Here is a 25,960-nt window from a genome sequence, read left to right as displayed (position 1 = left end):
GGCCACTGTCGCGACGGCGCCCGGTGCGCTGTCAGGCTGGGGCAGCAGGGGTTCTGCGCCAAGCCCTTTGGCACAAATGCGGTCAAAAGGGGTTTACCGCTGCTTACTGCCGCTTACAAACCGGCCACACCGCAGCGTCCGGCGCTGTGTACCTTTCGCTCATCTGGTCCGTTGAAACATCACGGCTCCATCCCGTAGCGGGCGCACAGCGTTTTCTCTGCACACCCGCCCCCTGCGGATTTCTCCGATACGAACAAGGAAATGACCATGAACCTGACGGTTTCTTCTCCCACCCCGCCTGCGTCGATCCCTGCTGCGGCCACCGCCGGCCCGGCCCTGAAATGGATGTGGGCAGCCATTGGTGTATTGGGCTTGAGCGTGCTGGCCCTGGGCGCCACCCTGGTGATGCAAAACCGGGCACCGGCGGCAGCCGATGCGGCAGCCCCCGCCACCCTGGCAGCGGCCCCTCGCACGCCTGAGGCCGAGATCATTGAAGAAAAACGCGCCCAAGCGCCGGTCGCACCTACCCAGAATGCTATGAATAGCGGAGCAAACTACCGTCCGCAACCGGGCGGCAGCACAGGCCGATCCGGCGACATGGCGGGCGGCATGGCCCCCGGGGGTGTGGCCCAGCCCGTGCGTGCGGCGGCGCCCGTGTGCCGCAGCTGTGGCCGCGTTGAATCGGTCCAGGCCGTTCAGCAAGCCGCGCCCGCCACGGGCGTAGGCGCTGTGGCTGGTGGCGTGCTGGGTGCCGTGGTGGGCAACCAGATCGGCAAGGGCAGCGGCCGCACCGCCGCCACCGTGCTGGGCGCAGTGGGCGGTGGTTACGTGGGCCACAAGGTCGAAGAGCGCACCCGCACCCACACGGTGTACCAGGTGGCGGTGCGCATGGAAGACGGCTCGCTGCGCCACTTCCAGCGCGCAGAACCCACGGCAGTGGGCACGCCCGTGGTGCTGCAGGGCAAGGGCTTCCGCGTGGACCAGGGCGGCTCGGCCCGGGCGGCAGACCCCTATGCGCAGCCACAGCCCCAGCCAGGTGCGGTGCGGGTGTCGGACACCTACTGAGCCCGTTGCTTCCCTCCAAACAAAAGCCCGCCAATGCGGGCTTTTGTTTTTGTCGCTGTTGGTTGCTGGTGGCTGGTTGGCGGGTTACAGCACCACCGGGATCTCGGTCGCAGGCGGCGTGTTGCGGCTGCGTCCACAGCGCACCAGGCCATCGATCATCACCATGCCAATGCCCGGGATGTCGCCCAGCTGCACGCTCTCCAGCAGCGTGGCCCCTGCGGTGTGCTGGGCACGGTCCATGAACACAAAGTCGGCCGCGCGGCCCACTTCGATCAGGCCGCAGTTGAGGTTGCGGATGCGCGCCGTGTTGCCGGTGGCAAAGCAGAACACCAGCTCTGCCGGGATGTCGGCAAAGCTCGAGATCAGCGCAATCATGCGCAGCATGCCCAGCGGCTGCACGCCCGAGCCGGCCGGGCCGTCGGTGCCCAAAATCACGCGGTGCGGGCACTTGAGTTCGATGGCCGCGCGCGCGGCCTGGATGGCGATCTTCTCGTTGCCGTTGTGCACCAGCTCGATCGCGCGGGACGACTTCTCGCACAGCTCGCACACATGCTTCCAGGGCAGCGAGGTGTGGCCGCCGTTGATGTGGCCGATCACGTCGGCATCGGCCTCCAGCACCACGTCCTTATCGATCAGGCCCGAGCCCGGGATGGACGGGCCGCCCGTGTGGATGGTGCTCTGGATGCCGTGCTTGCGCGCCCACGCCACCATTTGCTGGGCCTCGTAGCCCGCCTTGACGGAGCCCAGGCCCACTTCGCCCAGCAGGGTCACGCCCGCATCGGCCATGTCCTTGAAATCCTGCTCGGTCATGCCCTTCTCGATGACCGGGGCGCCTGCAATCACCTTCACCCCGCCCGGGCGGAAGTTGTCGAATGCGCGCTGCGCGGTGATGGCCAGGGCCTTCAGGCCCACGATGTCCTTGGGGCGGCCGGGCAGGTGCACTTCGCCGGCCGACACCATGGTGGTGACGCCGCCGTTCATGGTCGAGTCGATCCAGCCGATCTGGTTCTGGCGCGGCGTCCAGTCGCCAAACACTGGATGCACGTGGCTGTCGATGAGGCCCGGCGCCACACAGGTCTGGCGTGCGTCGATCACGGTGTTGGCGTGGTCGGTATCGCAGTCCTTGTAGCGGCCCACGGCCACGATGAGGCCGTCGTTCACCACGATGGTGTCGGCGTCGAGGATGGGGCGGTCCAGGTCGCCCGATAACAAAAGACCGATGTTATGGATGACGACCTTGCCCGATTTGCCGCCTGCTGCTGCTTCTGCCATGGATTCTCCTCGTGGGGTGGTGGGCGGGGTGCCACGCGGCACTCCGCAGGGAAAAATCTCTTAGAACGTGTTGACGATCTTTTCGGGGCCCTGCAAAGATCGTAAACACGTTCTTATTGATCTTGTCGATTCAGGCCGCTGCTGCCGCCTTGCCCTTGGGCAGGTGGGGGCCTGGCGCCACGGTGCGCAGCACGGTGTCGATGACGAACGACTCCCAGTGCGCCAGCGCGTCAGGCGTTTCCAGGTCTTCGCCCAGGAAGGCCGACAGCGTGTGCCGGTTGGACATGTAGAAGTAGCCCGTGGCGGCGATCAGCAGGTACACATCGCGCGCCGATACGTCCTTGCGGAACAGGCCCTGCGCCTGGCCGCTTTCGAGCACGCGGCGGATCACCTCGATGGCGGGCGACGAGTATTCACGGGCGCGCATCGACTTGGAAATGTGCTTGCCCTTGTGCAGGTTCTCGGTGTTGAGCAACGTGATGAACTCGGGGTTCTTGCGGTAGTAGCCCACCACAAAGCGGATCACGGCCTGAAGTGCCTCGACCGGTTTGGCGGTGTCCAGGTCCAATTTTGATTCCGCATCGTTCATGCGCCGGTAGGTTTCCTCCAGCACCTCGATGAACAGGCCTTCCTTGCTGCCGAAGTAGTAGTAGATCATCCGGTCGAAGGACTTGGCCGCCTTAGAGATCTTCTCCACGCTGCCTCCTTCGTAGCCGTAGCGGGCGAACACCTTGGTCGCCGCCTTCAGGATGTTGTCGCGCGTGGTCTGTGCGGCCTGCTCGCGCACGCCCGTCTTGCGGGCAGAGGCTGCGCGGGGGGACGCGGTCCGGGTCTTGGTGGGGGTGGCAGACATGGCGGGTCCTGGTGGATGACGCGGGCCCCGGGAGTGGGGCCCGCCGGGGATCACTGCTCTGCGAACGCGCGTTCGATCACGAAGTCGCCCGGCTTCGTGGTGTTGCCTTCATTGAAGCCGCGCTCTTCCATCATGTGCTTGAGGTCGCGCAGCATCTCGGGGCTGCCGCAGATCATCACGCGGTCTTCGGCGGGGTTGAGCGCGGGCAGGCCCAGGTCGCGCGCCAGCTGGCCGTTCTCAATGATCGTGGTGACGCGGCCCTGGTGCTTGAAGGCCTCGCGCGTCACGGTGGGGTAGTACTTGAGCTGCTTGCTGACCATCTCGCCCAAGAACTCGTGCTTGGGCAGTTCTTCGGTGATGTAGTCGTGGTAGGCCAGCTCCTTCACCTCGCGCACGCCGTGCACCAGGATGACTTCCTCGAACTTCTCGTAGGTCTCGGGGTCGCGGATCAGGCTCAGGAACGGTGCCACACCCGTGCCGGTGGAGAGCATGTACAGGCGCTTGGCAGGCAGCAGGTAGTCGATCAGCAGCGTGCCCGTGGGTTTTTTGCCGACCACGATGGTGTCACCCACCTTGATGTGCTGCAGGCGCGAGGTCAACGGGCCATCGGGCACCTTGATGGACAGGAACTCCAGGTGCTCTTCGTAGTTGGGGCTCACGATGCTGTAGGCGCGCAGCAGGGGCTTGCCGTTCTCACCGCGCAGGCCAATCATCGTGAAATGGCCGTTGGAGAAGCGCAGCGCGGTGTCGCGCGTGGTGGTGAAGGAGAAAAGGCGGTCCGTCCAGTGGTGGACCGTCAGGACGCGTTCGTCAAGAAAGGCGCTCATGGTGCGTTAGATGGAAAAGTTGGAAGCAAATAAGGAATTTGGCTGAAGCTGGCTCAGATTCGGGGCCCCATGCGCTCTACAGCGCAATGTTCAGGCCTGAAAGCTTGTGGCTCACAACCCTCCATTGTTCCGCATCTCGCAAAGCCGCTTTTCTTTTGGTGATTGTGGGTAGCGTGGGCGCCAGCTTTTTGTTGAACTGCAGAAAGATTTCCATGCCTTCGGGCAGATCGTCTTCGGCATAGATGGCATTGGCCGGGCACTCTGGAATGCACACCGCGCAGTCGATGCACTCGTCTGGGTCAATGACCAGATATTCCGGCCCCTCCTTGAAGCAATCGACCGGGCACATATCGACGCAGTCGGTGTACTTGCACCGAATGCATGCGTCCGTCACAACGTGCGTCATTTTGGGGCTCCTCGTGCACCGTTTTTGGGGGTGCGAAAACACCATTGCAGAGTCTGGTTGATTCCGCTACATTGACACGAAATGTAGTGTTCACAACATTTAAGTTAAGTGAATGCTACACAAAATGCAATGCGCGTACAAGCACTTGCAACAATGCAATGAATGGGTCGCCACGATGACTGAACACACCAAGACCGATGGGCTGCCGGGTATGGATGCGCCAGAGTTGCCGCAGGTGCTGGAGCGCGCCCGGCCGCGCAACGAGCGCATGAACGCTGCCAAGGTCGAGTGCAATGCGTGTCCGGTGCTGTGCCAGATTTCCGAAGGCCGCGCAGGCGCTTGCGACCGCTACGCCAACCAGGCGGGCGTGCTGGTGCGGCTGGACCCGGTGGTGTTGCTGCGCAAGACGCTGGAGGCAGGCGAGGCCACGCTGGTGCCCTTTGCGGGCCGCGCTGAGGCTGCAGAAGGTGCAGGGACGGAGGTGGCTCCTGAACCCGCATGGAACGGCGACCTGCTGCTGTCGGAAGAGGTGTTTGTGACAGGCGTGGGCTCGTCTACCACCTACCCGGACTACAAGCCCGCGCCCTTCATCGTGGGCTCCAAAACCGATGGCGTGGACATGGTCACCGTGGTGACCGAGGGCATCTTCAGCTACTGCAGCTTCAAGGTGAAGATCGACACCGACCGCTTCCTCGGCTCCGAACAGGCCAACGTGCGCTGCAAGGGCGAGGTGGTGGGCCATGTGACCACGGCCGAATACGGCTCGCAGATGCTGTCGCTGGGTGGCGTGCACCACCTCACGGGTGGCACCAAGAAGGAAGGCCGCATCACCGCCGAGATGATGCAGGCGCTGGGCAACAAGCAGGCGGTGGAGTTCACCATCGACGGTGGCTCGCAGCTCGTGATCCAGGCCGGCCGCGCGCCCATCGTCAACGGTGTGGCCGAGCAGCGCATGCGCGTGGGCTGCGGTTCTGCGGCCATCGGCATCTTTGCGCGCCAGTTCTTTGGCCATGCAGACGAGGTGGTGGTGGTGGACGACCACATCACCGGCGTGCTCACCGAGCACCAGGCGGGCCGCTGCCTGGACATGAAGCCCTCGGGCATCCAGATGCGCGGGCGCAAGTCCACGCCGGGCCGCTACTTTCAGGTGGCCAACCCGGGCACCGGCTGGGGCGGTACCGACATTGCCGACCCGCTGTCCATCATCGAGGGCTGGGACGAATCTGTCGCCTGGCCGGGGCTGCGCCTGTTGATGACCTCCACCACCGGGGAGCATGCGTCCTGGTACGTGCTGGACGCGCAACTCCATCCGGTGGAGGCCGAGATGCCCGCCGAAGTGCGTCGCATCGTGGACCGCATCGGCGAAAACTGCGAGCCCTCGCTGGCCTCCGTGCTGTTCCTCGGCGGTGCAGGCGGCAGCCTGCGCGCAGGGGTGACAGAGAACCCGGTGCTGCTCACGCGTTCCATCAAGAACGCGCTGGTCAATGTGACCTGTGGCGGTGCCCCCGCCTATGTGTGGCCGGGCGGCGGTATCACCGTGATGGCCGACGTGCTGCGCATGCCCGACAACAGCTTTGGCACCGTGCCCACGCCCGCCATCGTGGCGCCCATCGAGTTCAGCATGCGCCGTGCAGACTACGAAGCGCTGGGCGGCCACAGCGAGCAGATCCGTAGCCTGCGCGAAGTGCTGGAGCGCGGCGCGTGGCACAACGACGGTGCTCCGCAGACGCGCGTGTGGCAAACCTTGCCCGCGGCCAACCCGTGGCCGCTGGGTCGCCCACCTCTGCTGGGTTAAGTGGATCGCGCCGTGAACGCTTGCCGCAATCCCCTGTCCGATGGCCGCTGGCATTTCCAGCATGGCCCGATGGACCTTATCCTCCAGGCCGAAGGGGCGCGAGACGCCGTGGCCCTGGCGCATGAGCGCGCGTGGCAGCGCTTTGAAGGGCTGCTCCAGGAGCTGGTGAATGAACTCCCCGGCCTGCGGGCGCCGGTGGGTGCGCACTGCGCGTTGCAGGGCGTGGTGGCGCGCCGCATGTGGGCCGCCTGCAACCCTTATCGCGCAGGTTTCATCACATCGATGGCGGCGGTGGCGGGCGCGGTGGCGCAGGAGATTCTGGCTTGCTACGAGCAGCCGGGCATAGACCGCGCCTGGGTCAACAACGGCGGCGACATTGCGCTGCACCTGGCGCTGGGCCAGTCGGTCACGGTGGGGGTGTACGCTGACATTGCTGCACTAAATGCTGCACAGTTGCGCAACGGCCTGGTACTGGATGGACAGATCCGCATCGACAGCGCCATGCCGGTGCGCGGTGTGGCCACCAGCGGCTGGCGGGGGCGCAGCCAGTCGCTCGGCATTGCCGACAGCGTGACGGTGCTGGCGCGCACGGCGGCGCAGGCGGATGCAGCGGCGACCATCGTGGCCAACGCGGTGAATGTGGCCGATGCGCGGATTGTCCGCAGGCCGGCATACCAGATGCGGGACGACAGTGACCTGGGGGCCATTCCCGTCACGGTGGATGTTCCTGCTTTGCCTGAAGAGTCGGTGCGCCGGGCCTTGCACCAGGGGCTGCAAAAAGCGCAAGAATTGCAGTCCAGCGGCCTGCTGTGGTTTGCACTGCTGGCCTGTCAGGGGCAGTTTGTGGCGACCTCGGCACCCCAGACGCTGGCGAACGCGGTGTGGCCCCGGAATGCGGTGGCGGAATCGGAAGTTGGTTCAGTATTTGCTTAACGAATTGCACAGGTCTCCAAAATGATCCAGATACGACGCGTTTTCACCCATCTTGAGGAAATCCAGCACGAATTCGGGCCGGTGGCCGATGTGCCGCTGCTGCGTGGTGCCATCGGCGCGGTGCTGACCAACCCGTTTGCGGGTCGGTACGAGCCCGACATCCTCCCCATGATGGACGCGCTGCAGGATGTGGGGCTGGACATGGCCCAGCGCCTCCTGAAGGCCATGGCGGTGCCGGCCGAGCGCATCGAGACCTATGGCAAGGGTGCCATTGTGGGCGCGGCGGGTGAGCTGGAACACGGCGCGCTGTGGCATGTGCCCGGTGGCTACGCCATGCGTGAGCTGCTGGGCTGGAAAGGTGACCGCAACGCCTACGCCAAAGGCCAGTCCGAGGAGAAGACGGGGCAGCCCGCCAACGCGTTGTCCATCGTGCCCTCCACCAAGAAAGTGGGCGGCCCCGGCGCGGCGCTGGATGTGCCCCTGACCCATATCAACGCCAGTTATGTGCGCAGCCATTTCGACGCGATCGAAGTGCGTGTTCCGGGCGCGCCCTCTGCCGATGAGATCGTGTTCATACTCGCCATGACCACGGGCCCGCGCATCCACGCTCGCGTCGGTGGGCTCAAGGCGGCAGACATCAGCCAGTGGAACGGCCTGCGCTGAGCCGCACGCCAGCCCGCACACCCTCGAACAAGACAAGATCCCAAGGAGCCAAAAAATGCCAGCCAAGATTCGAAAGATCATCGTCCAGACCGACGAAGTCCGTGTGGAAATGGGGCGTGACGTTCAACCCCCGGTGCGCAAGGCGCTGGCCATGGCCGTGATCGAGAACCCCTTTGCCGGACGTTATGTGGAAAACCTGGACGAACTCATCGCCATCGGTGAGGAGCTGGGCGGCCTTCTGGGCGCTCGCTGCGTGCAGGCCCTGGGCATTGAACCCGGCCAGGCCCAGAGCTACGGCAAGGCCGCCATCGTGGGCGAGGCGGGCGAGCTGGAGCACGCCGCCGCTATCCTGCACCCCAAGCTGGGCGCCCCCCTGCGTGTGGCGGTCGAGAAGGGCGCCGCTCTGGTCCCATCCAGCAAGAAGATGGGAGGCCTGGGCACGGCCATCGACGTTCCCCTGGGCCACAAGGACGCAGCCTATGTGCGCAGCCATTTCGACGCCATGGAAGCCCGTGTGGCCGATGCCCCACGGGCCAATGAAATCGTGGTGGCCGTTGTCGTGACGGACAGCGGGCGGCCGTTACCACGTGTCGGCGGCCTCACGGCCTCTGAAATCAAGGGTGTTGACGGCCTGCGCTGAGCCCGGCGCGCGCACAACACACACCTGTCCTGTCTTACCCCCGTTCGATCTCTCTCCAACCATCCTTCAGGAGTCTCCCCATGACGATGCGACGAAACCTCATGCGTGCCACGGCTGCGGCTGCATTGGCCCTCACCCTGGCCCCTGTGTTTGCCCAGGGCGTGATCAAGATTGGCGAGGTCAACAGCTACAAGGCGCAGCCTGCTTTCCTGGAGCCCTACAAGAAAGGCATGGAGCTGGCGGTCGATGAGATCAACGCTGCGGGCGGCGTCAATGGCAAGAAGATCGAACTGATCACGCGCGACGACAACGCCAACCCCGGCGACGCCGTTCGCGTGGCCGAAGAGCTGGTGTCGCGCGAGAAGGTCGATGTGCTGGCGGGCACCTTCCTGTCGAACACCGGCTTGGCGGTGGCCGACTTCGCCAAGCAGAAGAAGTTTTTCTTCCTGGCGGGCGAGCCGCTGACCGACAAGATGACCTGGCAAGGAGGCAACCAATACACCTTCCGCCTGCGCCCTGGCACCTACATGCAGGCCGCCATGCTGGTGCCTGAGGCCGCCAAGATGAAGAAAAAGCGCTGGGCTGTGGTCTACCCCAACTACGAATACGGGCAGTCTGCCGTGGCGGCCTTCAAACAACTGCTCAAGGCAGCCCAGCCCGACGTGGAGTTTGTGGCCGAACAAGCCACGCCGCTGGGCCGGGTGGACGCCGGCAGCGTCGTGCAAGCGCTGTCGGATGCCAAGCCCGACGCGGTCTTCAACGTGCTGTTTGGCGCAGACTTGTCGAAGTTCGTGCGCGAAGGCAACACGCGCGGCCTCTTCAAGGGCATCGAGGTGGTCAGCGTGTTGACGGGCGAGCCCGAATACATGGACCCCCTGAAAGACGAGGCCCCCAACGGCTGGCTGGTGACCGGCTATCCCTGGTATGGCATCAACACCCCCGCACACAAGGCGTTCGAGCAGGCCTACCAGGCCAAGTTCAAGGACTACCCGCGCCTGGGCTCGGTGGTGGGCTACAGCATGATCAAGTCGGCTGCGGCCGGAATTACCAAAGCCAAGAGCACCGACACCGACAAGCTGGTCGCAGCCTTCAAGGGTCTGCAGGTAGACACCCCGTTCGGCAAGATCACCTACCGTCCTGAAGACCACCAGGCCACCATGGGCGCGTTTGTCGGCCGCACCAAGAACGAAGGGGGCAAGGGCGTGATGGTGGACTATGTGTACATGGACGGCGCCGACGCCAAGTACCAGCCGTCCGCTGCCGACGTGAAGAAGTCGCGAAGCGCTGATTGATTCCCTCTGAGGTCTGAGGCGCCCGCCGCGCCTCGGTCCCGGCAGACGCTACCGGCCGTCCGGCACAGCCGGAATTCTGGTGGCGCTGGCGGGGGCGCGCCTGGCTTCTTTCATGTGCTGCGAGTGATGCGCAACACGGGTGGTGATGACTTGAGGGTTTTTCGAACATGAGTTTTTCGGGTTTCATCGTCCAGCTCATCAACGGGTTGGCGAGCGCGTCGTCGCTGTTCCTCGTGGCGGCGGGTCTGTCGCTGATCTTTGGCGTGACGCGCATCGTGAACTTTGCCCATGGCTCGTTCTTCATGGTGGGCATCTACGTCGCGTATTCGCTGGTCGAGCGCCTGAGCGGTGCCCTGGGCTTCTGGGTGGCTTTGCCACTCGCCGCGCTGATCGTCGGCGTGCTCGGGGCGCTGATCGAAGTGGTGCTGCTGCGCCGCATCTACAAGGCGCCCGAGCTGTTCCAGCTGCTGGCCACGTTTGCCCTGGTGCTGGTCATCAAGGACGCGGTGCTGTGGCTTTGGGGCCCTGACGAACTGCTGGGCCCGCGCGCGCCGGGCCTGTCGGGGTCCGTGAGCCTGCTGGGGCGGCAGTTCCCCAGCTACGACCTGTTCCTCATCGTGGTCGGTCCGCTGGTGCTGGGCGCCGTCTGGCTGCTGCTCACGCGCACCCGGTTTGGCACGCTGGTGCGCGCCGCTACACAAGACCGCGAGATGGTGAGCGCCCTGGGCGTCAACCAGGCCTGGTTGTTCACGGCCGTGTTCGCGCTGGGCGCGATGCTGGCTGGGCTGGGTGGCGCACTGCAGCTGCCGCGCGAGCCCGCCACGCTGGAGATGGACCTGCACACCATCGGTGCCGCCTTCGTGGTGGTGGTGGTGGGCGGCATGGGTTCCATCCCGGGCGCGTACGCCGCAGCCCTGCTGATCTCCGAGATCAAGGCCATCTGCATCTGGCTGGGTGTGGTCGATGTGTTCGGCCTGAGTGTTTCGTTTTCCAAGCTGACGCTGGTGGTGGATTTTCTGGTGATGGCGGTGGTGCTGGTCTGGCGCCCGTGGGGCCTGTTCGGCCGGCCGCAGGCACCCAGCCGCTACGTGGGCATGCAGGAGGAGCCGCTGCGTCGGCCAGGTAAGGCCTACTTGGTGGCGGCTGCCGTGCTGGGCCTGCTGCTGGCAGCAGCACCGGTGCTCACGGCGCAGTCGCCGTACACCACGGTGCTGCTGATCGACCTGCTGATCGCAGCGCTGTTTGCGGCCAGCCTTCACTTCATCATGGGGCCAGCGGGCATGCACTCCTTCGGCCATGCCGCCTACTTCGGGCTGGGCGCCTATGGCGCGGCCCTGTTGGTGCGCTCGCTCGGGCTGCCCATGGAGCTCGCATTGGTGGTGGCGCCGCTGGTGGCCGCCGCCGGGGCGTTTGTCTACGGCTGGTTTGCAGTGCGGCTGTCGGGGGTGTACCTGGCCATGCTGACGCTGGCCTTCGCCCAGATCACCTGGGCCATTACCTACCAGTGGGACAGTTTCACGGGGGGCAGCAACGGCCTCACAGGCGTGTGGCCTGCGGCCTGGCTGGCAGACAAGCGCATGTATTACTGGCTCACGCTGGCGTTGGTGGGGGCAGGGGTGTGGTGGCTGCGCCGCGTGCTGTTCTCGCCGTTTGGCTATGCGCTGCGCGCGGGGCGCGACTCTGTGCTGCGGGCCGATGCCATTGGCATTGACGTCAAGCGCATGCAGTGGGCAGCGTTTGTGGTGGCGGGGACGGCGGCAGGGCTGGCAGGGGCGCTGTATGCGTTCTCCAAGGGCAGTATTTCGCCAGAGTCGCTGTCCGTGGGCAAATCGGTGGACGGGCTGGTGATGGTGCTGCTGGGCGGCATCCAGACGCTGGCGGGCCCCGTGGTGGGCGCGGTCACCTTCACCTGGCTGCACGACACCGTGGCGCGCAACACCGACTACTGGCGCGCCATGCTGGGCGCCATCATCCTCATCCTGGTGCTGCTGTTTCCGCAGGGCATCGCGGGCACCATCAAGCAGATTTTTGACAACATGCGCAACGCCAAGAACATCAAGGAGGGCACGGCATGAGCCTCCTCAAAGTCTCCGGTTTGGGTAAATCGTTCGGCGGCGTGAAGGCGGTGGATGGCATCCACTTCGAACTCGCTGCGGGTGAGCTGCTGGCGCTCATCGGCCCCAACGGCGCGGGCAAGTCCACCACCTTCAACATGGTCAACGGCCAGCTGCCTGCCGATGCAGGCTCCATCCAGCTCAATGGCCAGGAGCTGGTGGGCCGCAAGCCGCGCGACATCTGGCGCATGGGCGTGGGCCGCACCTTTCAGATCGCTGAAACCTTTGCGTCGCTGACGGTGGTGGAGAACGTGCAGATGGCGCTGATCTCCAACGACGGTCTGCTGTTCTCGATGTGGCGCAGGGCTGCCGACCACAAACGCGACGAAGCCCTGGCGCTGCTCGACCAAGTGGGCATGAAGTCGCAGGCCGACCGCCCCTGCAGCGTGCTGGCCTATGGCGATGTGAAGCGTGTGGAGCTGGCGATTGCCATGGCCAACTCGCCCAAGCTGCTGCTCATGGACGAGCCCACCGCCGGCATGGCGCCCAAGGAGCGCAACGAACTCATGGCGCTGACCAAGCAGCTGGTGATCGACCGCCACATGGCCGTGCTCTTTACCGAACACAGCATGGACGTGGTGTTTGCCTATGCCGACCGCATGATCGTGCTGGCGCGCGGGCGCCTGATTGCCGAGGGTAAGCCGCTGGAGCTGCGCGACCATCCCAAGGTGCAGGAGGTCTACTTCGGCACTGGTAAGACCTTCGAGAAGAAAGCGGCAGCCGCTGCTGTAGAGGCCGCATGACCATGACGACCCACAACCCCAAAGAACTGCTGCTCCAGGCCAAGGGCCTGCAGGCCTGGTACGGTGCCGCGCAAATCCTTTACGACGTGGACTTGGACGTGCGCCGTGGCGAAGTCGTGGCGCTGATGGGCCGAAATGGCGCGGGCAAGTCCACCACGCTCAAGACGTTGATGGGCATGCTGGCCAAGCGCAAGGGCAGCATCCAGTTCATGGGCCGCGACATCTCCAAAACCGACCCGCACGACGCCGCGCGCCTGGGCTTGGGCTTTGTGCCCGAAGACCGCCGCGTGTTCACCGACCTCACGGTGATGGAGAACCTGGAAGTGGGCCGCCAGCCCGCCCGCACTTGGCCCGACGGCACGGCTGCCCCGGTGTGGACGCCCGAGCGCCTGTTCAAGCTCTTCCCCAACCTGGGCGAGATGCCACAGCGCCCCGGCGGCCGCATGAGTGGCGGTGAGCAGCAGATGCTCACGGTGGCCCGCACGCTCATGGGCAATCCGTATCTGGTGCTGCTGGACGAGCCCTCCGAAGGCGTGGCCCCTGTCATCGTGGAGCAGATGGCGCACATGATTCTGGAGCTGAAGGAGCAGGGCGTCAGCATTCTGCTGTCCGAGCAGAACATGCACTTTGCCGAACTGGTGTCCGACCGCGCCTATGTGCTCGAAAAGGGCCAGATCCGCTACCAGGCCAGCATGGAAGAGCTGGCCGCCAACGAAGAGGTGCGCCGCGCCTACCTCAGCGTCTGAACCCGCTGTCAACGCGCGCGTGTGGTGTGTGGCCCACGTGTGCCGTTGGTTACAAAAAACACCTCTACAAGCACTTGCACGATGTTTGCCCTCGCACGGAAACTTTGGCTTTTGATGTAAGGAGCACTACATGAAGTGTCGAGGAGTGGAGGATGGATGCATCGACCGCCGCAGCGCCATGGTGGGCCTGGCGGCGGCAGGGATGGCCTGGGCAGGCACAGCGGCTGCCGAAACGGGTGTGACCGACACCCGCATCAAGGTGGGGCAGTCGGCCGTGTTCACCGGCCCGGCCAAGGATTTCGGGGTGGACTACAAGGCCGGCATTGCGCTGGCGTTCGACAAGGTCAACAAGACCGGCGGCGTGAACGGGCGCACGCTGGAGCTGGTGTCGCACGACGATGCCTACGAACCCAAGAAGACGGCCGAAAACACGGCCAAGCTCATTGACGAAGACAAGGTCTTTACCCTGATCGGCTACGTGGCCACCGGCAACCTCATCGCCGCCATGCCCCTTGCAGAGAAGGCCGGCGTGCCCATGTTCGCGCCGCTGGTGGGCACCACGTCCTTCCGCACCACGCACAACCGCTACCTGTTCCACGTGCGCGCCAGCTACGAGACCGAGCTGCGCAAGATCGTGGGGCACCTCGCCACGCTGGGCATCAACAACATCGCCGTCATCTACCAGAACAGCGCGTTCGGCAAATCCAACCTCGACACCTGCCTGCAGATCGCCCAGGGCCTGAAGGTCAAGGTGGTCGATTCCGTGCCGATGGAGATCGCCGCGACCGACGCCAAGCCCCAGGTCGCGCAGCTCACCAAGGCCCAGCCGGGCGCGGTGGTGATGATCATGGCGGGCAAGATGGTGGAGGTGTTCCTGCGCGATTACCGGGCGGCGGGTGCGGCATCGCCGCTGTACACCATCTCGGTGGGCATCACCGACGCACCGGGCTCCGCGCAGCGGCTGAACGGCGGCATCGAAGGGCTGGTCACGGCCAGCATCGTGCCCTCGCCGCAGGCCAGCCGCCTGGCCATCGTCGCCGACTACCGCAAGGACCGCGCGGACGCGGGCGAGAAGATCGACAGCTACACCATGCTGGAGGGCTACATCGCCGCGCGCGTGTTTGTAGAGGGGGTCAAGCGCGCAGGCAAAGCGCTCACGCGCGAAGGTTTCATCAAGGCCATGGAAGACATGGGCACCACCAAGATCGGCGACTTTCCGCTGGTGTATGGCCCGGGCAACCACAATGGCTCCAACTTTGTGGACCTGGAGATGTACACGCGCAGCGGGTCGCTGCGACGCTGACTGAGAACAACCCACCGAGACATGCACGCGCCCGCTTCACCCTCCCCGGTCGTCGTCAATGGCCGCCCGTTTGCCGTGCCGCAAAGCACCTTGGCCAGCGCCACGCTGCTGCACGTGCTGCGCAACGACCTGGCCCTCAACGGCCCCAAATACGGCTGCGGCCTGGGGCAGTGCGGCGCCTGCACGGTGCTGGTCGATGGCATTGCCGCGCGGGCCTGCGTGATCCCGGCGCAGGGCGTGGCAGGCCGTGAGGTGACGACGCTGGAGGGGCTGCCCGGGCGCTGCAGCCGCACCGCAGGACTTCACCCGGTGCAGCAAGCCTTTGTGGATGAGCAGGCCGCGCAATGTGGCTACTGCCTGAACGGCATGGTGATGATGGCCGTGGCCTTGCTGGAGCGCAATCCTGACCCCGACGAAGCGGCAGTGCGCCGCGAGCTGTCGGGCAACCTGTGCCGCTGCGGCACGCATGTCGAAATCATCCGCGCTGTGCTGCGCGCGGCCCAGCTGATGCGCGAGGCCCAGGCATGAACACGCCTCCATCCCTGCGCGCCCATAGCCCGCTCACCCGCGCCGACTTCCATGCCGCCCAGGGCGTGCTGCTGGTGGTGCGCAACCCACCGCCCGCGCCACCGCCCGTCAAGGGCCAGCCCGCGCTGGTGGCAGGCAACCCGGCCGAGGGCGTGGAGATACTGATCGCCGTGTGGGACGGCGGCAGCGTGACCGCGCTCAACGGCCATGTGGACCTGGGCACCGGCATCCGCACCGCGCTCGCACAGATCGTGGCCGAAGAACTCGATGTGCCGCTGGCGCAGGTGAACATGGTGCTGGGCGACACCACCCGCGCGCCCAACCAGGGCGCCACCATCGCCAGTGCGTCCATCCAGATCCACGCCAAGCCCCTGCGCACCGCCGCCGCGCAGGCCCGCCACTGGCTGGTGGCCCGGGCCGCAGAGCGGCTGGGTGTGCCGGTGGAGGCACTGCAGGTGCGCGCGGGGGTGGTGCAGGTCACGGCCAACCCGTCGCGCCAACTGGCTTACGGCGCGCTGCTGGCGGGCGCACACACCACGCTGGAGCTGATGGACGCCACACCCACCAAGGCCGCCGCTGACTACACCGTGGTCGGCCAGTCCGTACCGCGCGTGGACATCCCCGCCAAGGTCAGTGGCGAGCTGGTGTTTGTGCACGACATGCGTGTGCCCGGCATGCTGCACGGCCGCGTGGTGCGCCCGCCGTATGCGGGGGCCGACCATGGCGACTTCATCGGCAACACGCTCGAATCGGTAGACCAGCAGTCCATCGCCGACATCCCCGGCATCCGCGCTGTGGTGGTGATCCGCGACTTTGTGGGCATCGTGGCCGAGCGTGAGGAACAGGCCGAGCAGGCCCTGCGCGAGCTGAAAGTACGCTGGAAGGACTGGCCCGGCTTTCCGCGCCAGGACAGCGCCGAGGCGCTGGAACAAGCCATCCGCGCCAACCCCGCCACCCAGCGCCGCCTGGTGGACGAGGGCGATGTGGAGGGCGCCCTGGCCGCGCTGTCTGCCGACGGCCAGCCCATGCCGCGCACCTACGTGTGGCCGTACCAGATGCATGGCTCCATCGGCCCGTCGTGCGCGGTGGCCGAATGGCGCGGTGATGACAGCACGGGCCGCCCACGCATGACCGTGTGGGCGGGCACGCAAAACCCCCATGTGCTGCGCGCTGACCTGGCCCGGCTGATGGGCCTGGCCGATGTGGACATCGACCTCATCCGCATGGAGGCCGCAGGCTGCTATGGCCGCAACGGTGCCGACGATGTGGCGGCCGATGCGGCACTGCTCTCGCGCGCCGTGGGCGCCCCGGTGCGCGTGCAGCTCACGCGCGAGCAGGAGCATTTGTGGGAGCCCAAGGGCACGGCGCAGCTCATGCAGGTGCGCGGCGGGCTCAAGGCCGATGGCACTGTGGCGGCGTACGACTTTGAAACGTCCTACCCATCCAACGGCGCGCCCACGCTGGCCCTGCTGCTCACCCGCACCATCGAGCCCGTGGCCCAGGCCTACGAAATGGGCGACCGCACAGCCCGGCCGCCCTACCAGTACGACAACCTGCGCGTGGCCGTCAACGACATGCCGCCCATCGTGCGTGCATCGTGGCTGCGGGGCGTGTCTGCCCTGCCCAACTCGTTTGCGCACGAGTCCTATGTGGACGAGCTGGCCACGGCGGCGGGTGTGGACCCGGTGCAGTTTCGCCTGCAACTGCTGAACGACCCGCGCGCGGCCGAGCTGGTGCAGGCCACGGCCGAAAAGGCGGGCTGGATTCGACGCACCGGCCCGCAGCAGCGCGAGCTCAACGGTGACTGGGTCCAAGGCCAGGGCTTTGCCTACGCCCGCTACATCCACAGCAAATGGCCTGGCTTTGGCGCGGCCTGGGCCGCGTGGGTGGCCGATGTAGAGGTCAACAAAAAGACCGGCGAGGTGCATGTGCGCCGCGTGGTCGTGGGGCACGACGCGGGCCTGATGGTGAACCCCGCCGGCGTGGAGCAGCAGGTGCACGGCAACGTGCTGCAGACCACGAGCCGCGCGCTCAAGGAGCAGGTGACGTTCGAGCCCGTCAAGCAGGCGGTGGACAACCGCGAATGGGGCAGCTACCCCATCCTGAGCTTCCGCGAAGTGCCGGTCATCGAGGTCATGCACATGCCCCGGCAGGATGAGGCGCCGCTGGGCTCGGGCGAGTCGTCTTCTGTGCCGGGCACAGCGGCGATTGCCAATGCGATCTTTGATGCGACGGGTGTGCGCTTTCGCGCGCCGCCGTTCACGCCCGAGGTGGTGCGCGCTGGGCTCAACCCCTTGCCTGGTGGCGCAGGCGAGGCGGCTGCAGACGGGACCCCACCCACCGAGCCCGCCGAGGTCTTGCCCACGCTGGAGCTGCCATCCCCCAGTTTGTCCACCGTGCCCGCCAGCGCCACATGGCCCGCAAAACGCAGCCCCTGGGCGCGCGCCTTGGCCCTGGCCGCTGGTGGCATCGCCATGGGTGCAGCGCTGCTGGGCTGGCGCCCCTCCATCGCGCCCGTGGTGCAGACGGCGGGTGCCTCGGTATACAACGCCGCCACCATCGAGCGCGGCCGCCTGCTGGCCGCTGCGGGCGACTGCGTGGTGTGCCACACCGCCCCAGGCGGCACGCCCAACACGGGCGGCCGCGCGATGGAAACGCCGTTCGGCAAGGTCTACACCACCAACCTCACGCCCGACGCAGAGACGGGTATCGGCCAGTGGTCCTTCAGCGCCTTCCAGCGCGCCATGCGCGAAGGCATCTCGCGCGACGGCAAACATCTGTACCCCGCGTTCCCCTACACCTCGTTCGCCAAGATGAGCGACGACGACCTGACCGCGCTGTACGCCTACCTGATGGCACAGCCCGCGGTGCGGGCCGAGGTGCCGAAGACCGAGCTGGCCTTCCCGTTCAGCGTGCGCCCCCTCATGGCAGGCTGGAACGCGCTGTTCCACGACGCCACGCCGTTCAAGCCGGACCCGTCACGGCCTCCCGAATGGAACCGGGGTGCCTACCTGGTGCAGGGCGTGGGCCACTGCGGCGCCTGCCACACGCCGCGCAATGCGCTGGGGGCCGAGTTGGGCGGGGCTGCGTTTCTGTCAGGCGCCATGATTGATGGCTGGGAGGCACCTGCACTCACGGGCCTCTCAAAAGCGCCCGTGCCCTGGACGGCCGATGCGCTGTATGGCTACCTGCGCCACGGCCACAGCCCGCAGCACGGCAGCGCCTCCGGCCCCATGGCGCCCGTGGTACGCGAGCTGGCCCACTTGCCCGACGACGACATCCGCGCCATGGCGAGTTACCTGGCCTCGTTCACCGATGCGGAAGCGGCTACCCAGCCAGCCACACTGCCTGTGTCTGATCCGCAGCAGCGCGCCCAAACCGCCGTGGCCCAGGCCGCCGCGCTGGCCCCGCAGCCCGGTCAGGCCCAGCGCCTGTTCGACGGTGCCTGCGCCGCCTGCCACCACGACGGCGATGGCCCCAAGCTGCTGGGCGTGAACGTGCCCCTGGCGCTCAACAGCAACCTGCACAGCGACCGGCCCGACAACCTGCTGCAGGTCATCGTGCACGGCATCCGCGAGCCCGCCGCGCGGGACATCGGCTTCATGCCCGGCTTCGGCCACGCGCTCAGCGATGCGCAGATCACCGAGCTGGCGGGCTACATGCGCCAGCGCTACGCCCCCGGCCGCCCGGCGTGGCGCGATGTGCCCGAGGCGTTGGCGCGAGTGCGGGCGGGGCCTGCGCATCCTTAGCACAGTCTTTTAGAGACTTTTGAGGCTATAGTGCAGGTGGGATAAGCGCAAGCTGCTATCAAAAATGCAGCAATTACAGGCAACGTGTTCAGCCCGACAATCGGGCTGCACCACCGCCCAGACACCATGACAGATGCCGCTCCCTTGCCATCGCACAGCGCCTTGCGCACCCCGCACCGGCGCGTGCAGCGCACAGGCGGCGCCGCAACGCTGGCCCTGTGTTGCCTGGCCCTCACGGCCTGCGGGCCGGAGGTGCAGGGGTCGCCCAAGCCGCCCCCGGCGTTTGGCCCCGTGCAGAGCAGCTGGTTTGGCTGCCCGTCCCTGCAAGGGGTGTACGCCTGGCCGCCGGTGGAGCCCGGTGGCGTGCGGGGCAGCCTGCCGTTTTTTACCGGCTCGGCCGAGATGCAGGTCTGGGTGCAGCAGCAGCGCGGCGAAACCACGCTGCGCACGCGCACCATCAACCGCGCGCGCAACGTGCGCACCTCGCTCACCCGGCAGTGGAGCCTGGTCACCTACAGCGGCGCGCAGGCCCGCTGCAGCTCCGGTATGCTCGACCTGGCTCCGCAGACCGCGCCGTCCGGCAACGAGCCGGGGACCTCTGGCAAGCTGCAGGGGTTCCGGCTGGCGCTGCTCAAAGACGGCGGCCTGGCGGTGGGCAAGCGCACCCTCACCACGGGCAACAAGGGCTCGTACTTTTCGTGGGGCGGGCAGTCCTACGGAAGCTACGACGCGCCCGATGTGGAGACCTGGACCTGGTTCAAGCTGGCCCGCACCGCAGCGGGGGACAGCGAGCCGCCGGTCATCGACGCCTACGTGCCCGGGGCCACCTCTCCATAAGCCCCTTGGTTGCAGAGCGGCGCGCGAAAAAAGCCGCGAACTTCCCCGTTTATCGCGCTACCGCCTGCGTTGCCACCTCGGCACAGTGGCATCGGGGCTTGGTCCATGGTGGGGCAGGCCCGGGCGCCCGCCTCTTTGTGTCGTGGCAGGTGCCCATGTCATCGGCCCGCCACGCGGCGGCCGCCCACTGTTGCCGTTCAAGGAGAAGACCATGCCCGCTAGCGAAATTGAAATCCACACGATCGTGCTGCGACTGCTGCGCGAAGGCTATGCCGCCCTGACCGCCGCCCAACGCCGGGTGGTGGACACGCTGATGGCGGTGTGCTGACAGCTGCCTGCGGGCTGTTCGGAGCCCTTTGAAGCTTTATGGGCCGGATGCGCTAGTGCAGATTGCCTAAGTTGCTATCAAAAATGTAGTAACTGCAGTTCGGCCTGCATCAACTGCGCAATCAGGCGCATGTCGTGGTCGCTGATGGCAAACAGCCCAAAGCGGAACTTGCTGCCCCAGCGCTGGCGGTCGTCCACAAACTCCAGCGCGTCCAGCAGCGGCGCAATCGCCGCCTCACGTGCTGGCACATAGGCCACATCCCGCCGCGACGGCACAAACCCGCCGCCCATGTCAAACGCATACGGCGCACCCGGCAACACGATGCCGATGGAGACAAACGCCTGCAGCCGGTCCTTGCCCCCCATGGTCACCGTCGGCGCGTAGTACGCCACGCGGTCGCCGGGGCGTATGCGCTGCAGAGGCGCCACCTTGCCATGGCACACCTGCATGTAACCAGCGCCCGGCGTGGCGCAGCCCCGGCGGGCGTGCTGGGCGCAGGCCACGGCGATCCAGTTGCGGCGCGTGGTGGCCGCAGAGGCAGCTGCCGACACAGGCATGTCGCTGCGCGCAGGCTCGGTATCCGGCCAAAGGGGGTGTTGCAGCACGGCGTCGGTCATGAAAAAGCTCCTGGTCAAAGAAGCCACCGATGGTGCGGGCCTGCTGCTGACACCGCAGTGTCAGTACCTTTGCAGCATCCCTGTGCGTAACGCAACACCTCAGACCAGCTGCCCCCACTGCCACAGCGCAAACCCGCCCAGCAGCAGGGCCGACGCCCGGCTGATGCGCTGGCGCCACGCGGGCGTAAAGCGCTGGCGCTGGTAGGCAATCGCGCTGGTCAGCAGCAGCCACCAGGCGGCAGAGCCCACCAGCACGCCCGCCACCATCCACAGCGGCGACGGCAGGCTGGGCCGCCCGCCGCCCAGCGAGCCAAACACCGCAATGAACGACACGATGGTGGCCGGGTTGGCTAGCGTCAGCGCAAACGTGCCGGCCGCCAGGCCCAGCAGCCCCCGCGCATCGCGGGCTGGTGCGGCGGTGTGGGCCACCGGCGCGTGCCAGGTGCGCCAGGCCAGCACCAGCAGCAGTGCGCCGCCGCCCAGCGCCAGCGGCGTCTTGGCCTGCGTCAGCCCATCGATGAGCCAGCGCACGCTGAAGGCGCCCACGGCGCCATACACCGCATCGGCCGCAGCGGCGCCCAGGCCGGTGGCCAGCCCGGCCGCCAGGCCGCGCTCCAGGGTGCGTTGCATGGTCAACAGGCCAATGGGGCCCACAGGGGCCGCAATGAGCACGCCGATGACGGCGGCTTGCAGAAACACGGTGATTGAAGTGAAGTCCATGCACCGATGCTAGGGCGGCGGTGGGCGGTAGAGAATGCAGAAAATTCGGCGAATCCCGCATTGGGCTTCGCTTTTTTCTGTGCCAATCGATAAAGGCTTGTATGGATATCGATGACAAAGCCTGGCGCCTCATCAGCGCGCTGCAGGCCGATGGCCGCGCCTCGCTCAAGGAACTGGCCGAGGCCGTGGGCCTGTCGGTGCCCGCCACGCTGGAGCGCCTGCGCCGTCTGCAAGAGGCGGGCGTGGTGCGCGGCGTGCATGCCGACATCGACCCCGCCAAGGTCGGCTACGGCGTGCGCGCGGTGGTGGGCATCAATGTGCCGCAGCCCGGCAAGAAGGCGCTGATCGACAAGCTGCGCCAGTCGCCCCAGGTGCTTGAATGCCACCACGTGAGCGGCAACGACTCGTATGTGATGCAGGTCGTGGCGCGCGACCTGCCCGATCTGGAGCGCTTTCTGGGCGACATCAACGGCTATGGTGAAACACGCACGTCCGTCGTGTTCTCCACGCCCATCCCGCTGCGTGGCCTGGCCCGCCCGGAGGCGGGCTGACCCACCTCTCAGAACGTGATCTTCACCGACGCCGCACTGCGCTGTGCGTCGCCATGGAACACGGCCTCGATGTTGTTGCCGTCCGGGTCCAGCACAAACGCCGCGTAGTAGCCGGGGTGGTAAGCCCGCTCACCCGGTGCGCCGTTGTCGGTACCGCCATGGGCCACGGCCGCCTTGTAGAACGCATCCACCATCGCCCGGTCTTGCGCCTGAAAGGCCAGGTGGTGCCGGCCTGTCAGGTGCCCCTGCGCGGCCACGCTGTCGACGGTGGAGACAAACAGCTCATCCGCCCAGAAGTAGTCCTCGGCCGTGCCGCCCATGGGCACGTTCAGTGCGTCGAACACGGCCGTGTAGAACCTGCGGCTGGCGGCGAGGTCGCGCACCACGAGCTGGATGTGGTCGATCAGCCGGCCTCGGTGCAGTTCCTGTGCTTCCATGGAGTCTCCTTTCGGTGAGAGGGATCGGTGCCAGGTCTCAATCGGGGGCATGCAGCCCGACACGGTTGCCATCCAGGTCGTGGATGTGCGCAAAGAACCCCATGCCCGGTGGCAGCGCCTGGCGCGGCAGCGCTACACGGCCGCCGTGGGCCACCGCGCGCTCCAGCGCGGCGTCGAGCGAGGGCGATGCATCCAGGTACACCAGTGTGCCGCTGCCCGACACCTGGGGCGCCGTGGGGCCCATCATCAGCGCACCGCCTGCACCATCGGCATCAGGGTCGTAGGCAAACACGGCGCCTTCGCTCGGGCCCATGTTCTCGCGGCGCATGGGCTGGCCCAGCACGGCTTCGTAAAAGGCCTGGGCGCGGTCCAACTGGGTGGTGGGGATCTCAAACCAGGCGATGGCGTTTTTCATGAAAGGCTCCTTGTCGTTCAATGGGTGATGGAAAGAAAGAAGCCCCGATGGTGAGCGGGGGCTGCTGACAGCGGCGTGTCAGCAGCCTGTCACGCGGCATCACATCGCCGGGGCGGGCGCCGACGCCGCCACCTGCGCCCGAAACGCGCGCGGTGACAGCCCCGCATCGCGCGTGAAAGCGCGGGTGAAGTACGCCGGGTCGGCATAGCCCAGCGTGTAGGCAATGGTGGCCACACCCAGGTGCGTGTAGGCCAGGTTGCGCCGCGCCTCGCGCATCAGCCGTGCCTCAATCAGCCGCTGGGCCGACACGCCCGTGGCAGCCCGCGCCACGCGGCTCAGGTGCGTGGGCGACACGGCCAGCGCCCGCGCGTAGTCGGCCACCTGCCAGTGCTCCAGAAAATGCGCCTCGATCAGCGCCTCCAGCCGCTGCACCAGGCTGGACTCTGGCGCGTGGGTGTCGTCCGGGCTGTGGTCTTCCATCGCGCGCGCCACCCAGCCCAGCAGCGTGGCGCTCAGGCCCCGCAGCACCAGCGCACGCGCCTTGGCGCGGCCCGAGAACTCCTGCCAGACCTGGGCCATGGCCTGGTGCAGCTGTGGCGGCGCAGGCGCCACGGCAGGCCGCGCCAGGTCGCGCCGCACATCGCCCACGCGCACAAAAATCTCGTCCATCAATTCATCCGCCAGCGTGGCCACCCAGCCCTGCGTGTGCTGCGTAAAGCGAAACGCGTGCACATGCCCTTGCGGCACGTTGATGAGCGCCCCCGCAAACAGCGGCACCCGCTCGCCGTCCAGGTGCGCCACGCCCCCGCCCGACGTGATCAGCAGCACCTGGTGCAGCCGCGTGTGCCGGTGCGGCGCCAGCTCCCAGTCGTGCAGCGCCGACCGCTCGGCAATCGTCTCGCAGTGCAGCACATCGGGCAGGTGCTGCGACTCGCCGAACAGGCTGTAAGAGCGGATGCCATCGATGTTCGAAAAGTGCATGTTCTGGCTCCATCCGTCCATTCAACGCGGCGACTGTGCCACGTATCTTTGGGTGGTCCGTTTGACCCATGTCATGAACACACCAACCACTACTGGAGACGCTATGAAAACCCAGGTTTGCATCATTGGCGGAGGCCCCTCGGGCCTCATGCTCTCGCAGCTCTTGCACCTCAAGGGCATCGACACCATCGTGCTGGAGCGCCAAAGCCGCGAGTACGTGCTGGGCCGCATTCGCGCCGGCGTGCTGGAGCACGGCTTTGCCGCACTCATGCGCGAGGCCCAGTGCGGCGAGCGCATGGACAAGGAAGGCGAGATCCACGACGGCTTCATCATTGCCCACGACGGCCAAATGGACCGGGTCGATTTGCACAAGTACAGCGGCGGCAGCTCCGTAGTGGTCTACGGCCAGACCGAACTGACACGCGACCTGTACGAAGCGCGCGACCGCATGAAGGGCGTCGTCATCCACAACGCCGAAGACGTGCAGCCGCACGACCTGAAAAGCGCCAACCCGTATGTGACCTACCGCAGTGGCGACGAGGTGGTGCGCATCGACTGCGACTTCGTCATCGGCGCCGACGGCTTCCACGGCGTGAGCCGCAAGTCCATCCCGCGCGACGTGCTCAAGGAATATGAAAAGGTCTACCCCTTCGGCTGGCTGGGCGTGCTCTCGCGCACCAAGCCCGTCTCGCCCGAGCTGATCTACGCCAAGCACGAGCGCGGCTTTGCGCTGTGCTCGCTGCGCTCGCAGGTGCTGAGCCGTTACTACATTCAGGTGCCGCTGACCGACAACGTGGAAGACTGGTCCGACGAGGCCTTCTGGGACGAACTAAAGCGCCGCCTGCCCGCCGAGGTGGCCGACAAGCTGATTACGGGCGCATCCATCGAAAAGTCCATCGCCCCCCTGCGCTCCTTTGTGGCCGAGCCCATGCGCTACGGCAACCTGTTCCTGGCCGGCGACGCCGCCCACATCGTGCCGCCCACCGGCGCACGGGGCCTGAACAGCGCCGCATCCGACATCTACTACCTGTACCACGCCATGGTGGCGCACTACAAGGATGGCGACAGCACCGGCCTCGACAAATACTCCGAAAAGTCCCTGGCCCGCGTGTGGAAGGCCCAGCGCTTCTCGTGGTGGATGACGACCATGCTGCACACCTTCCCCGAGTCGCTGGCCTACGACCAGAAGCTACAGGACACGGACCTGGCGTATCTGTTCTCGTCCGAAAAGGCGCTGGGCTCGCTGGCAGAGAACTACGTGGGGTTGCCGTTCTGAGCACCCTGCGGTAGCACTGCTAGCCAGTCAAAGGCTTGCATGGGGTTTCCTCCTGCAAGCCTTTTTTTGCGCCCAGATCGGCGCTCAGTGCAGGCAGTCGCGTTGGGCAGCGGTCTCCATCTGCTACGCAAAATTTAGGCGGAACTGATGCTTACGCCCGCACAGCAGGCCCGATAGCATCGCACCAAGTTTTCAGATCATTTGCCCAGTGCTGTCGATGTGCGATTCGACGATGGCTTGAACACGATGAAGCTGCCGACGCAGCGTTTTGAGGCAGTGCACTTCACACTCGACAGTGCCAATCAACAGCCAGGAAAATCTCAAAGATGGATTGGGTCCCGATAGTCTTCATTGTCTTCAAGGTGGCCGTGTTTGGCACCGGCATGTTCTTCGCCATCAAGTGGCATTACGACCAAGGGAAGAAGGCGAAAGAAACTAGCAGAACGCCAAGGGCTGCTGAGCGCAAGCCGGGCGCGTCGGAGTAGGGCTAATGCCCTGTGATAGTTTTGAGGTGCCGCGCAGTGGGACATCGTTAGATGTCAGCTACGATCGAAAAAATTCGAACTCGCAGGGGGGTAGGCATGAAATTCCGGTTGGATAAGTTCACCGTAAACAACTTCAAACGTATCGAGACCCTTGAAATAGATCTCCAACCTATCACTGCTTTGGTGGGGGGAAACACCAGCGGAAAGAGCAGTGCGCTCCAGGCTGCACAGCTAGGCGTATCAATCCTGCAAGCTGCTTTCCGTGGAAAGAAGGCGAACGGCACTTTCGACTTCGTCAGCACTGTCGCGAACGATTCAATTGTTTTTAGGAGCCTGTCAGAAACTTTGTGTGTAAGGCATAGCATGTCAACAAGGAGCATGAAT

Annotated in this window: 25 protein-coding genes; 16 read left to right on the top strand and 9 right to left on the bottom strand. The window is 66.0% G+C overall.

What is annotated here, in order from left to right; genetic code table 11:
* The first annotated feature begins 267 nt into the window (after nt 1-267).
* Nucleotides 268-1,065 carry an outer membrane lipoprotein gene (locus ACODSM_RS00125; RefSeq protein WP_488803920.1) on the top strand — a complete coding sequence of 266 codons (798 nt, stop codon included), beginning with the start codon at nt 268-270 and terminating at the stop codon, nt 1,063-1,065.
* A gap of 84 nt (nt 1,066-1,149) precedes the next feature.
* Here ACODSM_RS00125 and ACODSM_RS00120 read toward each other — a convergent pair whose 3' ends face one another.
* From ACODSM_RS00120 to fdxA, 4 genes are all read right to left on the bottom strand, one after another.
* On the bottom strand, nt 1,150-2,337 hold the full coding sequence (locus tag ACODSM_RS00120; RefSeq protein ID WP_488803919.1) for an amidohydrolase family protein: 1,188 nt from the start codon (nt 2,335-2,337) through the stop codon (nt 1,150-1,152).
* A gap of 130 nt (nt 2,338-2,467) precedes the next feature.
* The gene (locus ACODSM_RS00115; RefSeq protein ID WP_309827493.1) at nt 2,468-3,190 is read right to left on the bottom strand and encodes a TetR/AcrR family transcriptional regulator; all 723 of its coding nucleotides are present in this window, start codon (nt 3,188-3,190) and stop codon (nt 2,468-2,470) included.
* Nucleotides 3,191-3,240: 50 nt separating this feature from the next.
* Nucleotides 3,241-4,017 (bottom strand): ferredoxin--NADP reductase, encoded by a 777-nt coding sequence (locus ACODSM_RS00110; RefSeq protein WP_015012048.1) that lies wholly within the window; start codon nt 4,015-4,017, stop codon nt 3,241-3,243.
* 76 nt (nt 4,018-4,093) lie between these two features.
* Nucleotides 4,094-4,423, bottom strand: coding sequence for a ferredoxin FdxA (gene fdxA / locus ACODSM_RS00105; protein WP_488803918.1), 330 nt, complete (start codon nt 4,421-4,423; stop codon nt 4,094-4,096).
* A gap of 175 nt (nt 4,424-4,598) precedes the next feature.
* Here fdxA and ACODSM_RS00100 point away from each other — a divergent pair, with 175 nt between their 5' ends.
* The 12 genes from ACODSM_RS00100 (at nt 4,599) to ACODSM_RS00045 (ending at nt 19,766) form a co-directional block, all read left to right on the top strand.
* Entirely contained in the window at nt 4,599-6,218 is a 1,620-nt protein-coding gene (locus ACODSM_RS00100) for a 6-hydroxynicotinate reductase (RefSeq protein WP_488803917.1), read from the top strand.
* Nucleotides 6,219-6,230: 12 nt separating this feature from the next.
* Entirely contained in the window at nt 6,231-7,151 is a 921-nt protein-coding gene (locus ACODSM_RS00095; RefSeq protein WP_488803916.1) for a UPF0280 family protein, read from the top strand.
* 21 nt (nt 7,152-7,172) lie between these two features.
* A complete protein-coding gene (locus tag ACODSM_RS00090; RefSeq protein WP_488803915.1) occupies nt 7,173-7,814 on the top strand; it encodes an amino acid synthesis family protein in 642 nt (213 codons plus the stop codon).
* Between the two features lie 55 nt (nt 7,815-7,869).
* Nucleotides 7,870-8,454 carry an amino acid synthesis family protein gene (locus ACODSM_RS00085; protein ID WP_110960507.1) on the top strand — a complete coding sequence of 195 codons (585 nt, stop codon included), beginning with the start codon at nt 7,870-7,872 and terminating at the stop codon, nt 8,452-8,454.
* Between the two features lie 80 nt (nt 8,455-8,534).
* On the top strand, nt 8,535-9,746 hold the full coding sequence (locus tag ACODSM_RS00080) for an ABC transporter substrate-binding protein (protein ID WP_488803914.1): 1,212 nt from the start codon (nt 8,535-8,537) through the stop codon (nt 9,744-9,746).
* 167 nt (nt 9,747-9,913) lie between these two features.
* Complete coding sequence (locus ACODSM_RS00075) at nt 9,914-11,821, top strand: ABC transporter permease (RefSeq protein WP_488803913.1); 1,908 nt, start codon at nt 9,914-9,916, stop codon at nt 11,819-11,821.
* Nucleotides 11,818-12,603 carry an ABC transporter ATP-binding protein gene (locus ACODSM_RS00070; protein WP_056643242.1) on the top strand — a complete coding sequence of 262 codons (786 nt, stop codon included), beginning with the start codon at nt 11,818-11,820 and terminating at the stop codon, nt 12,601-12,603. Before ACODSM_RS00075 ends, ACODSM_RS00070 begins: the two co-directional genes overlap by 4 nt.
* A gap of 2 nt (nt 12,604-12,605) precedes the next feature.
* Nucleotides 12,606-13,349, top strand: coding sequence for an ABC transporter ATP-binding protein (locus ACODSM_RS00065; RefSeq protein ID WP_116750242.1), 744 nt, complete (start codon nt 12,606-12,608; stop codon nt 13,347-13,349).
* Nucleotides 13,350-13,479: 130 nt separating this feature from the next.
* Nucleotides 13,480-14,652 (top strand): ABC transporter substrate-binding protein, encoded by a 1,173-nt coding sequence (locus ACODSM_RS00060; protein WP_488803912.1) that lies wholly within the window; start codon nt 13,480-13,482, stop codon nt 14,650-14,652.
* Between the two features lie 21 nt (nt 14,653-14,673).
* Nucleotides 14,674-15,180, top strand: coding sequence for a (2Fe-2S)-binding protein (locus tag ACODSM_RS00055; RefSeq protein WP_488803911.1), 507 nt, complete (start codon nt 14,674-14,676; stop codon nt 15,178-15,180).
* Nucleotides 15,177-18,929 (top strand): molybdopterin cofactor-binding domain-containing protein, encoded by a 3,753-nt coding sequence (locus tag ACODSM_RS00050; protein WP_488803910.1) that lies wholly within the window; start codon nt 15,177-15,179, stop codon nt 18,927-18,929. Before ACODSM_RS00055 ends, ACODSM_RS00050 begins: the two co-directional genes overlap by 4 nt.
* A 126-nt stretch (nt 18,930-19,055) precedes the next feature.
* Complete coding sequence (locus ACODSM_RS00045; protein ID WP_488803909.1) at nt 19,056-19,766, top strand: hypothetical protein; 711 nt, start codon at nt 19,056-19,058, stop codon at nt 19,764-19,766.
* Nucleotides 19,767-20,171: 405 nt separating this feature from the next.
* Here ACODSM_RS00045 and ACODSM_RS00040 read toward each other — a convergent pair whose 3' ends face one another.
* Nucleotides 20,172-20,711 (bottom strand): EVE domain-containing protein, encoded by a 540-nt coding sequence (locus ACODSM_RS00040; protein ID WP_488803908.1) that lies wholly within the window; start codon nt 20,709-20,711, stop codon nt 20,172-20,174.
* A gap of 99 nt (nt 20,712-20,810) precedes the next feature.
* Nucleotides 20,811-21,431: a LysE family transporter gene (locus ACODSM_RS00035; protein ID WP_488803907.1), complete on the bottom strand. Its 621-nt coding sequence runs from the start codon at nt 21,429-21,431 to the stop codon at nt 20,811-20,813.
* A gap of 101 nt (nt 21,432-21,532) precedes the next feature.
* Here ACODSM_RS00035 and ACODSM_RS00030 point away from each other — a divergent pair, with 101 nt between their 5' ends.
* A complete protein-coding gene (locus tag ACODSM_RS00030; protein WP_488803906.1) occupies nt 21,533-21,982 on the top strand; it encodes an Lrp/AsnC family transcriptional regulator in 450 nt (149 codons plus the stop codon).
* A gap of 8 nt (nt 21,983-21,990) precedes the next feature.
* Here ACODSM_RS00030 and ACODSM_RS00025 read toward each other — a convergent pair whose 3' ends face one another.
* The 3 genes from ACODSM_RS00025 to ACODSM_RS00015 all read right to left on the bottom strand — a co-directional run bounded on the left by ACODSM_RS00025 (nt 21,991) and on the right by ACODSM_RS00015 (nt 23,815).
* Complete coding sequence (locus ACODSM_RS00025; RefSeq protein WP_343734222.1) at nt 21,991-22,419, bottom strand: VOC family protein; 429 nt, start codon at nt 22,417-22,419, stop codon at nt 21,991-21,993.
* Between the two features lie 37 nt (nt 22,420-22,456).
* On the bottom strand, nt 22,457-22,834 hold the full coding sequence (locus ACODSM_RS00020; protein WP_343734223.1) for a VOC family protein: 378 nt from the start codon (nt 22,832-22,834) through the stop codon (nt 22,457-22,459).
* 99 nt (nt 22,835-22,933) lie between these two features.
* Complete coding sequence (locus tag ACODSM_RS00015; RefSeq protein WP_488803905.1) at nt 22,934-23,815, bottom strand: helix-turn-helix domain-containing protein; 882 nt, start codon at nt 23,813-23,815, stop codon at nt 22,934-22,936.
* Between the two features lie 103 nt (nt 23,816-23,918).
* Between ACODSM_RS00015 and pobA the strand changes: the two genes are divergently transcribed.
* Both pobA and ACODSM_RS00005 read left to right on the top strand, forming a co-directional pair.
* Nucleotides 23,919-25,091 (top strand): 4-hydroxybenzoate 3-monooxygenase, encoded by a 1,173-nt coding sequence (gene pobA / locus ACODSM_RS00010; protein WP_488803904.1) that lies wholly within the window; start codon nt 23,919-23,921, stop codon nt 25,089-25,091.
* Nucleotides 25,092-25,672: 581 nt separating this feature from the next.
* Nucleotides 25,673-25,960: AAA family ATPase (locus ACODSM_RS00005; protein WP_488803903.1), on the top strand; the 288-nt coding region annotated here is incomplete at its 3' end.

The organism is Acidovorax sp. FG42 (assembly GCF_057809195.1).
Note: the sequence above shows the minus strand (reverse complement) of the source record. Positions and strands in the feature narration are given on the sequence as shown.

Excerpts from the sequence above, each read along its gene's own strand:
- ACODSM_RS00090 (WP_488803915.1), top strand. The coding sequence starts at position 7,173 with ATGATCCAGATACGACGCGTTTTCACCCATCTTGAGGAAATCCAGCAC.
- ACODSM_RS00115 (WP_309827493.1), bottom strand. The coding sequence starts at position 3,190 with ATGTCTGCCACCCCCACCAAGACCCGGACCGCGTCCCCCCGCGCAGCC.
- ACODSM_RS00045 (WP_488803909.1), top strand. The coding sequence starts at position 19,056 with ATGACAGATGCCGCTCCCTTGCCATCGCACAGCGCCTTGCGCACCCCG.
- ACODSM_RS00025 (WP_343734222.1), bottom strand. The coding sequence starts at position 22,419 with ATGGAAGCACAGGAACTGCACCGAGGCCGGCTGATCGACCACATCCAG.
- ACODSM_RS00085 (WP_110960507.1), top strand. The coding sequence starts at position 7,870 with ATGCCAGCCAAGATTCGAAAGATCATCGTCCAGACCGACGAAGTCCGT.
- ACODSM_RS00125 (WP_488803920.1), top strand. The coding sequence starts at position 268 with ATGAACCTGACGGTTTCTTCTCCCACCCCGCCTGCGTCGATCCCTGCT.
- ACODSM_RS00020 (WP_343734223.1), bottom strand. The coding sequence starts at position 22,834 with ATGAAAAACGCCATCGCCTGGTTTGAGATCCCCACCACCCAGTTGGAC.
- ACODSM_RS00065 (WP_116750242.1), top strand. The coding sequence starts at position 12,606 with ATGACGACCCACAACCCCAAAGAACTGCTGCTCCAGGCCAAGGGCCTG.
- ACODSM_RS00055 (WP_488803911.1), top strand. The coding sequence starts at position 14,674 with ATGCACGCGCCCGCTTCACCCTCCCCGGTCGTCGTCAATGGCCGCCCG.
- ACODSM_RS00070 (WP_056643242.1), top strand. The coding sequence starts at position 11,818 with ATGAGCCTCCTCAAAGTCTCCGGTTTGGGTAAATCGTTCGGCGGCGTG.
- ACODSM_RS00050 (WP_488803910.1), top strand. The coding sequence starts at position 15,177 with ATGAACACGCCTCCATCCCTGCGCGCCCATAGCCCGCTCACCCGCGCC.
- fdxA (WP_488803918.1), bottom strand. The coding sequence starts at position 4,423 with ATGACGCACGTTGTGACGGACGCATGCATTCGGTGCAAGTACACCGAC.
- ACODSM_RS00120 (WP_488803919.1), bottom strand. The coding sequence starts at position 2,337 with ATGGCAGAAGCAGCAGCAGGCGGCAAATCGGGCAAGGTCGTCATCCAT.
- ACODSM_RS00075 (WP_488803913.1), top strand. The coding sequence starts at position 9,914 with ATGAGTTTTTCGGGTTTCATCGTCCAGCTCATCAACGGGTTGGCGAGC.
- ACODSM_RS00100 (WP_488803917.1), top strand. The coding sequence starts at position 4,599 with ATGACTGAACACACCAAGACCGATGGGCTGCCGGGTATGGATGCGCCA.
- ACODSM_RS00015 (WP_488803905.1), bottom strand. The coding sequence starts at position 23,815 with ATGCACTTTTCGAACATCGATGGCATCCGCTCTTACAGCCTGTTCGGC.
- pobA (WP_488803904.1), top strand. The coding sequence starts at position 23,919 with ATGAAAACCCAGGTTTGCATCATTGGCGGAGGCCCCTCGGGCCTCATG.
- ACODSM_RS00080 (WP_488803914.1), top strand. The coding sequence starts at position 8,535 with ATGACGATGCGACGAAACCTCATGCGTGCCACGGCTGCGGCTGCATTG.
- ACODSM_RS00110 (WP_015012048.1), bottom strand. The coding sequence starts at position 4,017 with ATGAGCGCCTTTCTTGACGAACGCGTCCTGACGGTCCACCACTGGACG.
- ACODSM_RS00030 (WP_488803906.1), top strand. The coding sequence starts at position 21,533 with ATGGATATCGATGACAAAGCCTGGCGCCTCATCAGCGCGCTGCAGGCC.
- ACODSM_RS00060 (WP_488803912.1), top strand. The coding sequence starts at position 13,480 with ATGAAGTGTCGAGGAGTGGAGGATGGATGCATCGACCGCCGCAGCGCC.
- ACODSM_RS00040 (WP_488803908.1), bottom strand. The coding sequence starts at position 20,711 with ATGACCGACGCCGTGCTGCAACACCCCCTTTGGCCGGATACCGAGCCT.
- ACODSM_RS00035 (WP_488803907.1), bottom strand. The coding sequence starts at position 21,431 with ATGGACTTCACTTCAATCACCGTGTTTCTGCAAGCCGCCGTCATCGGC.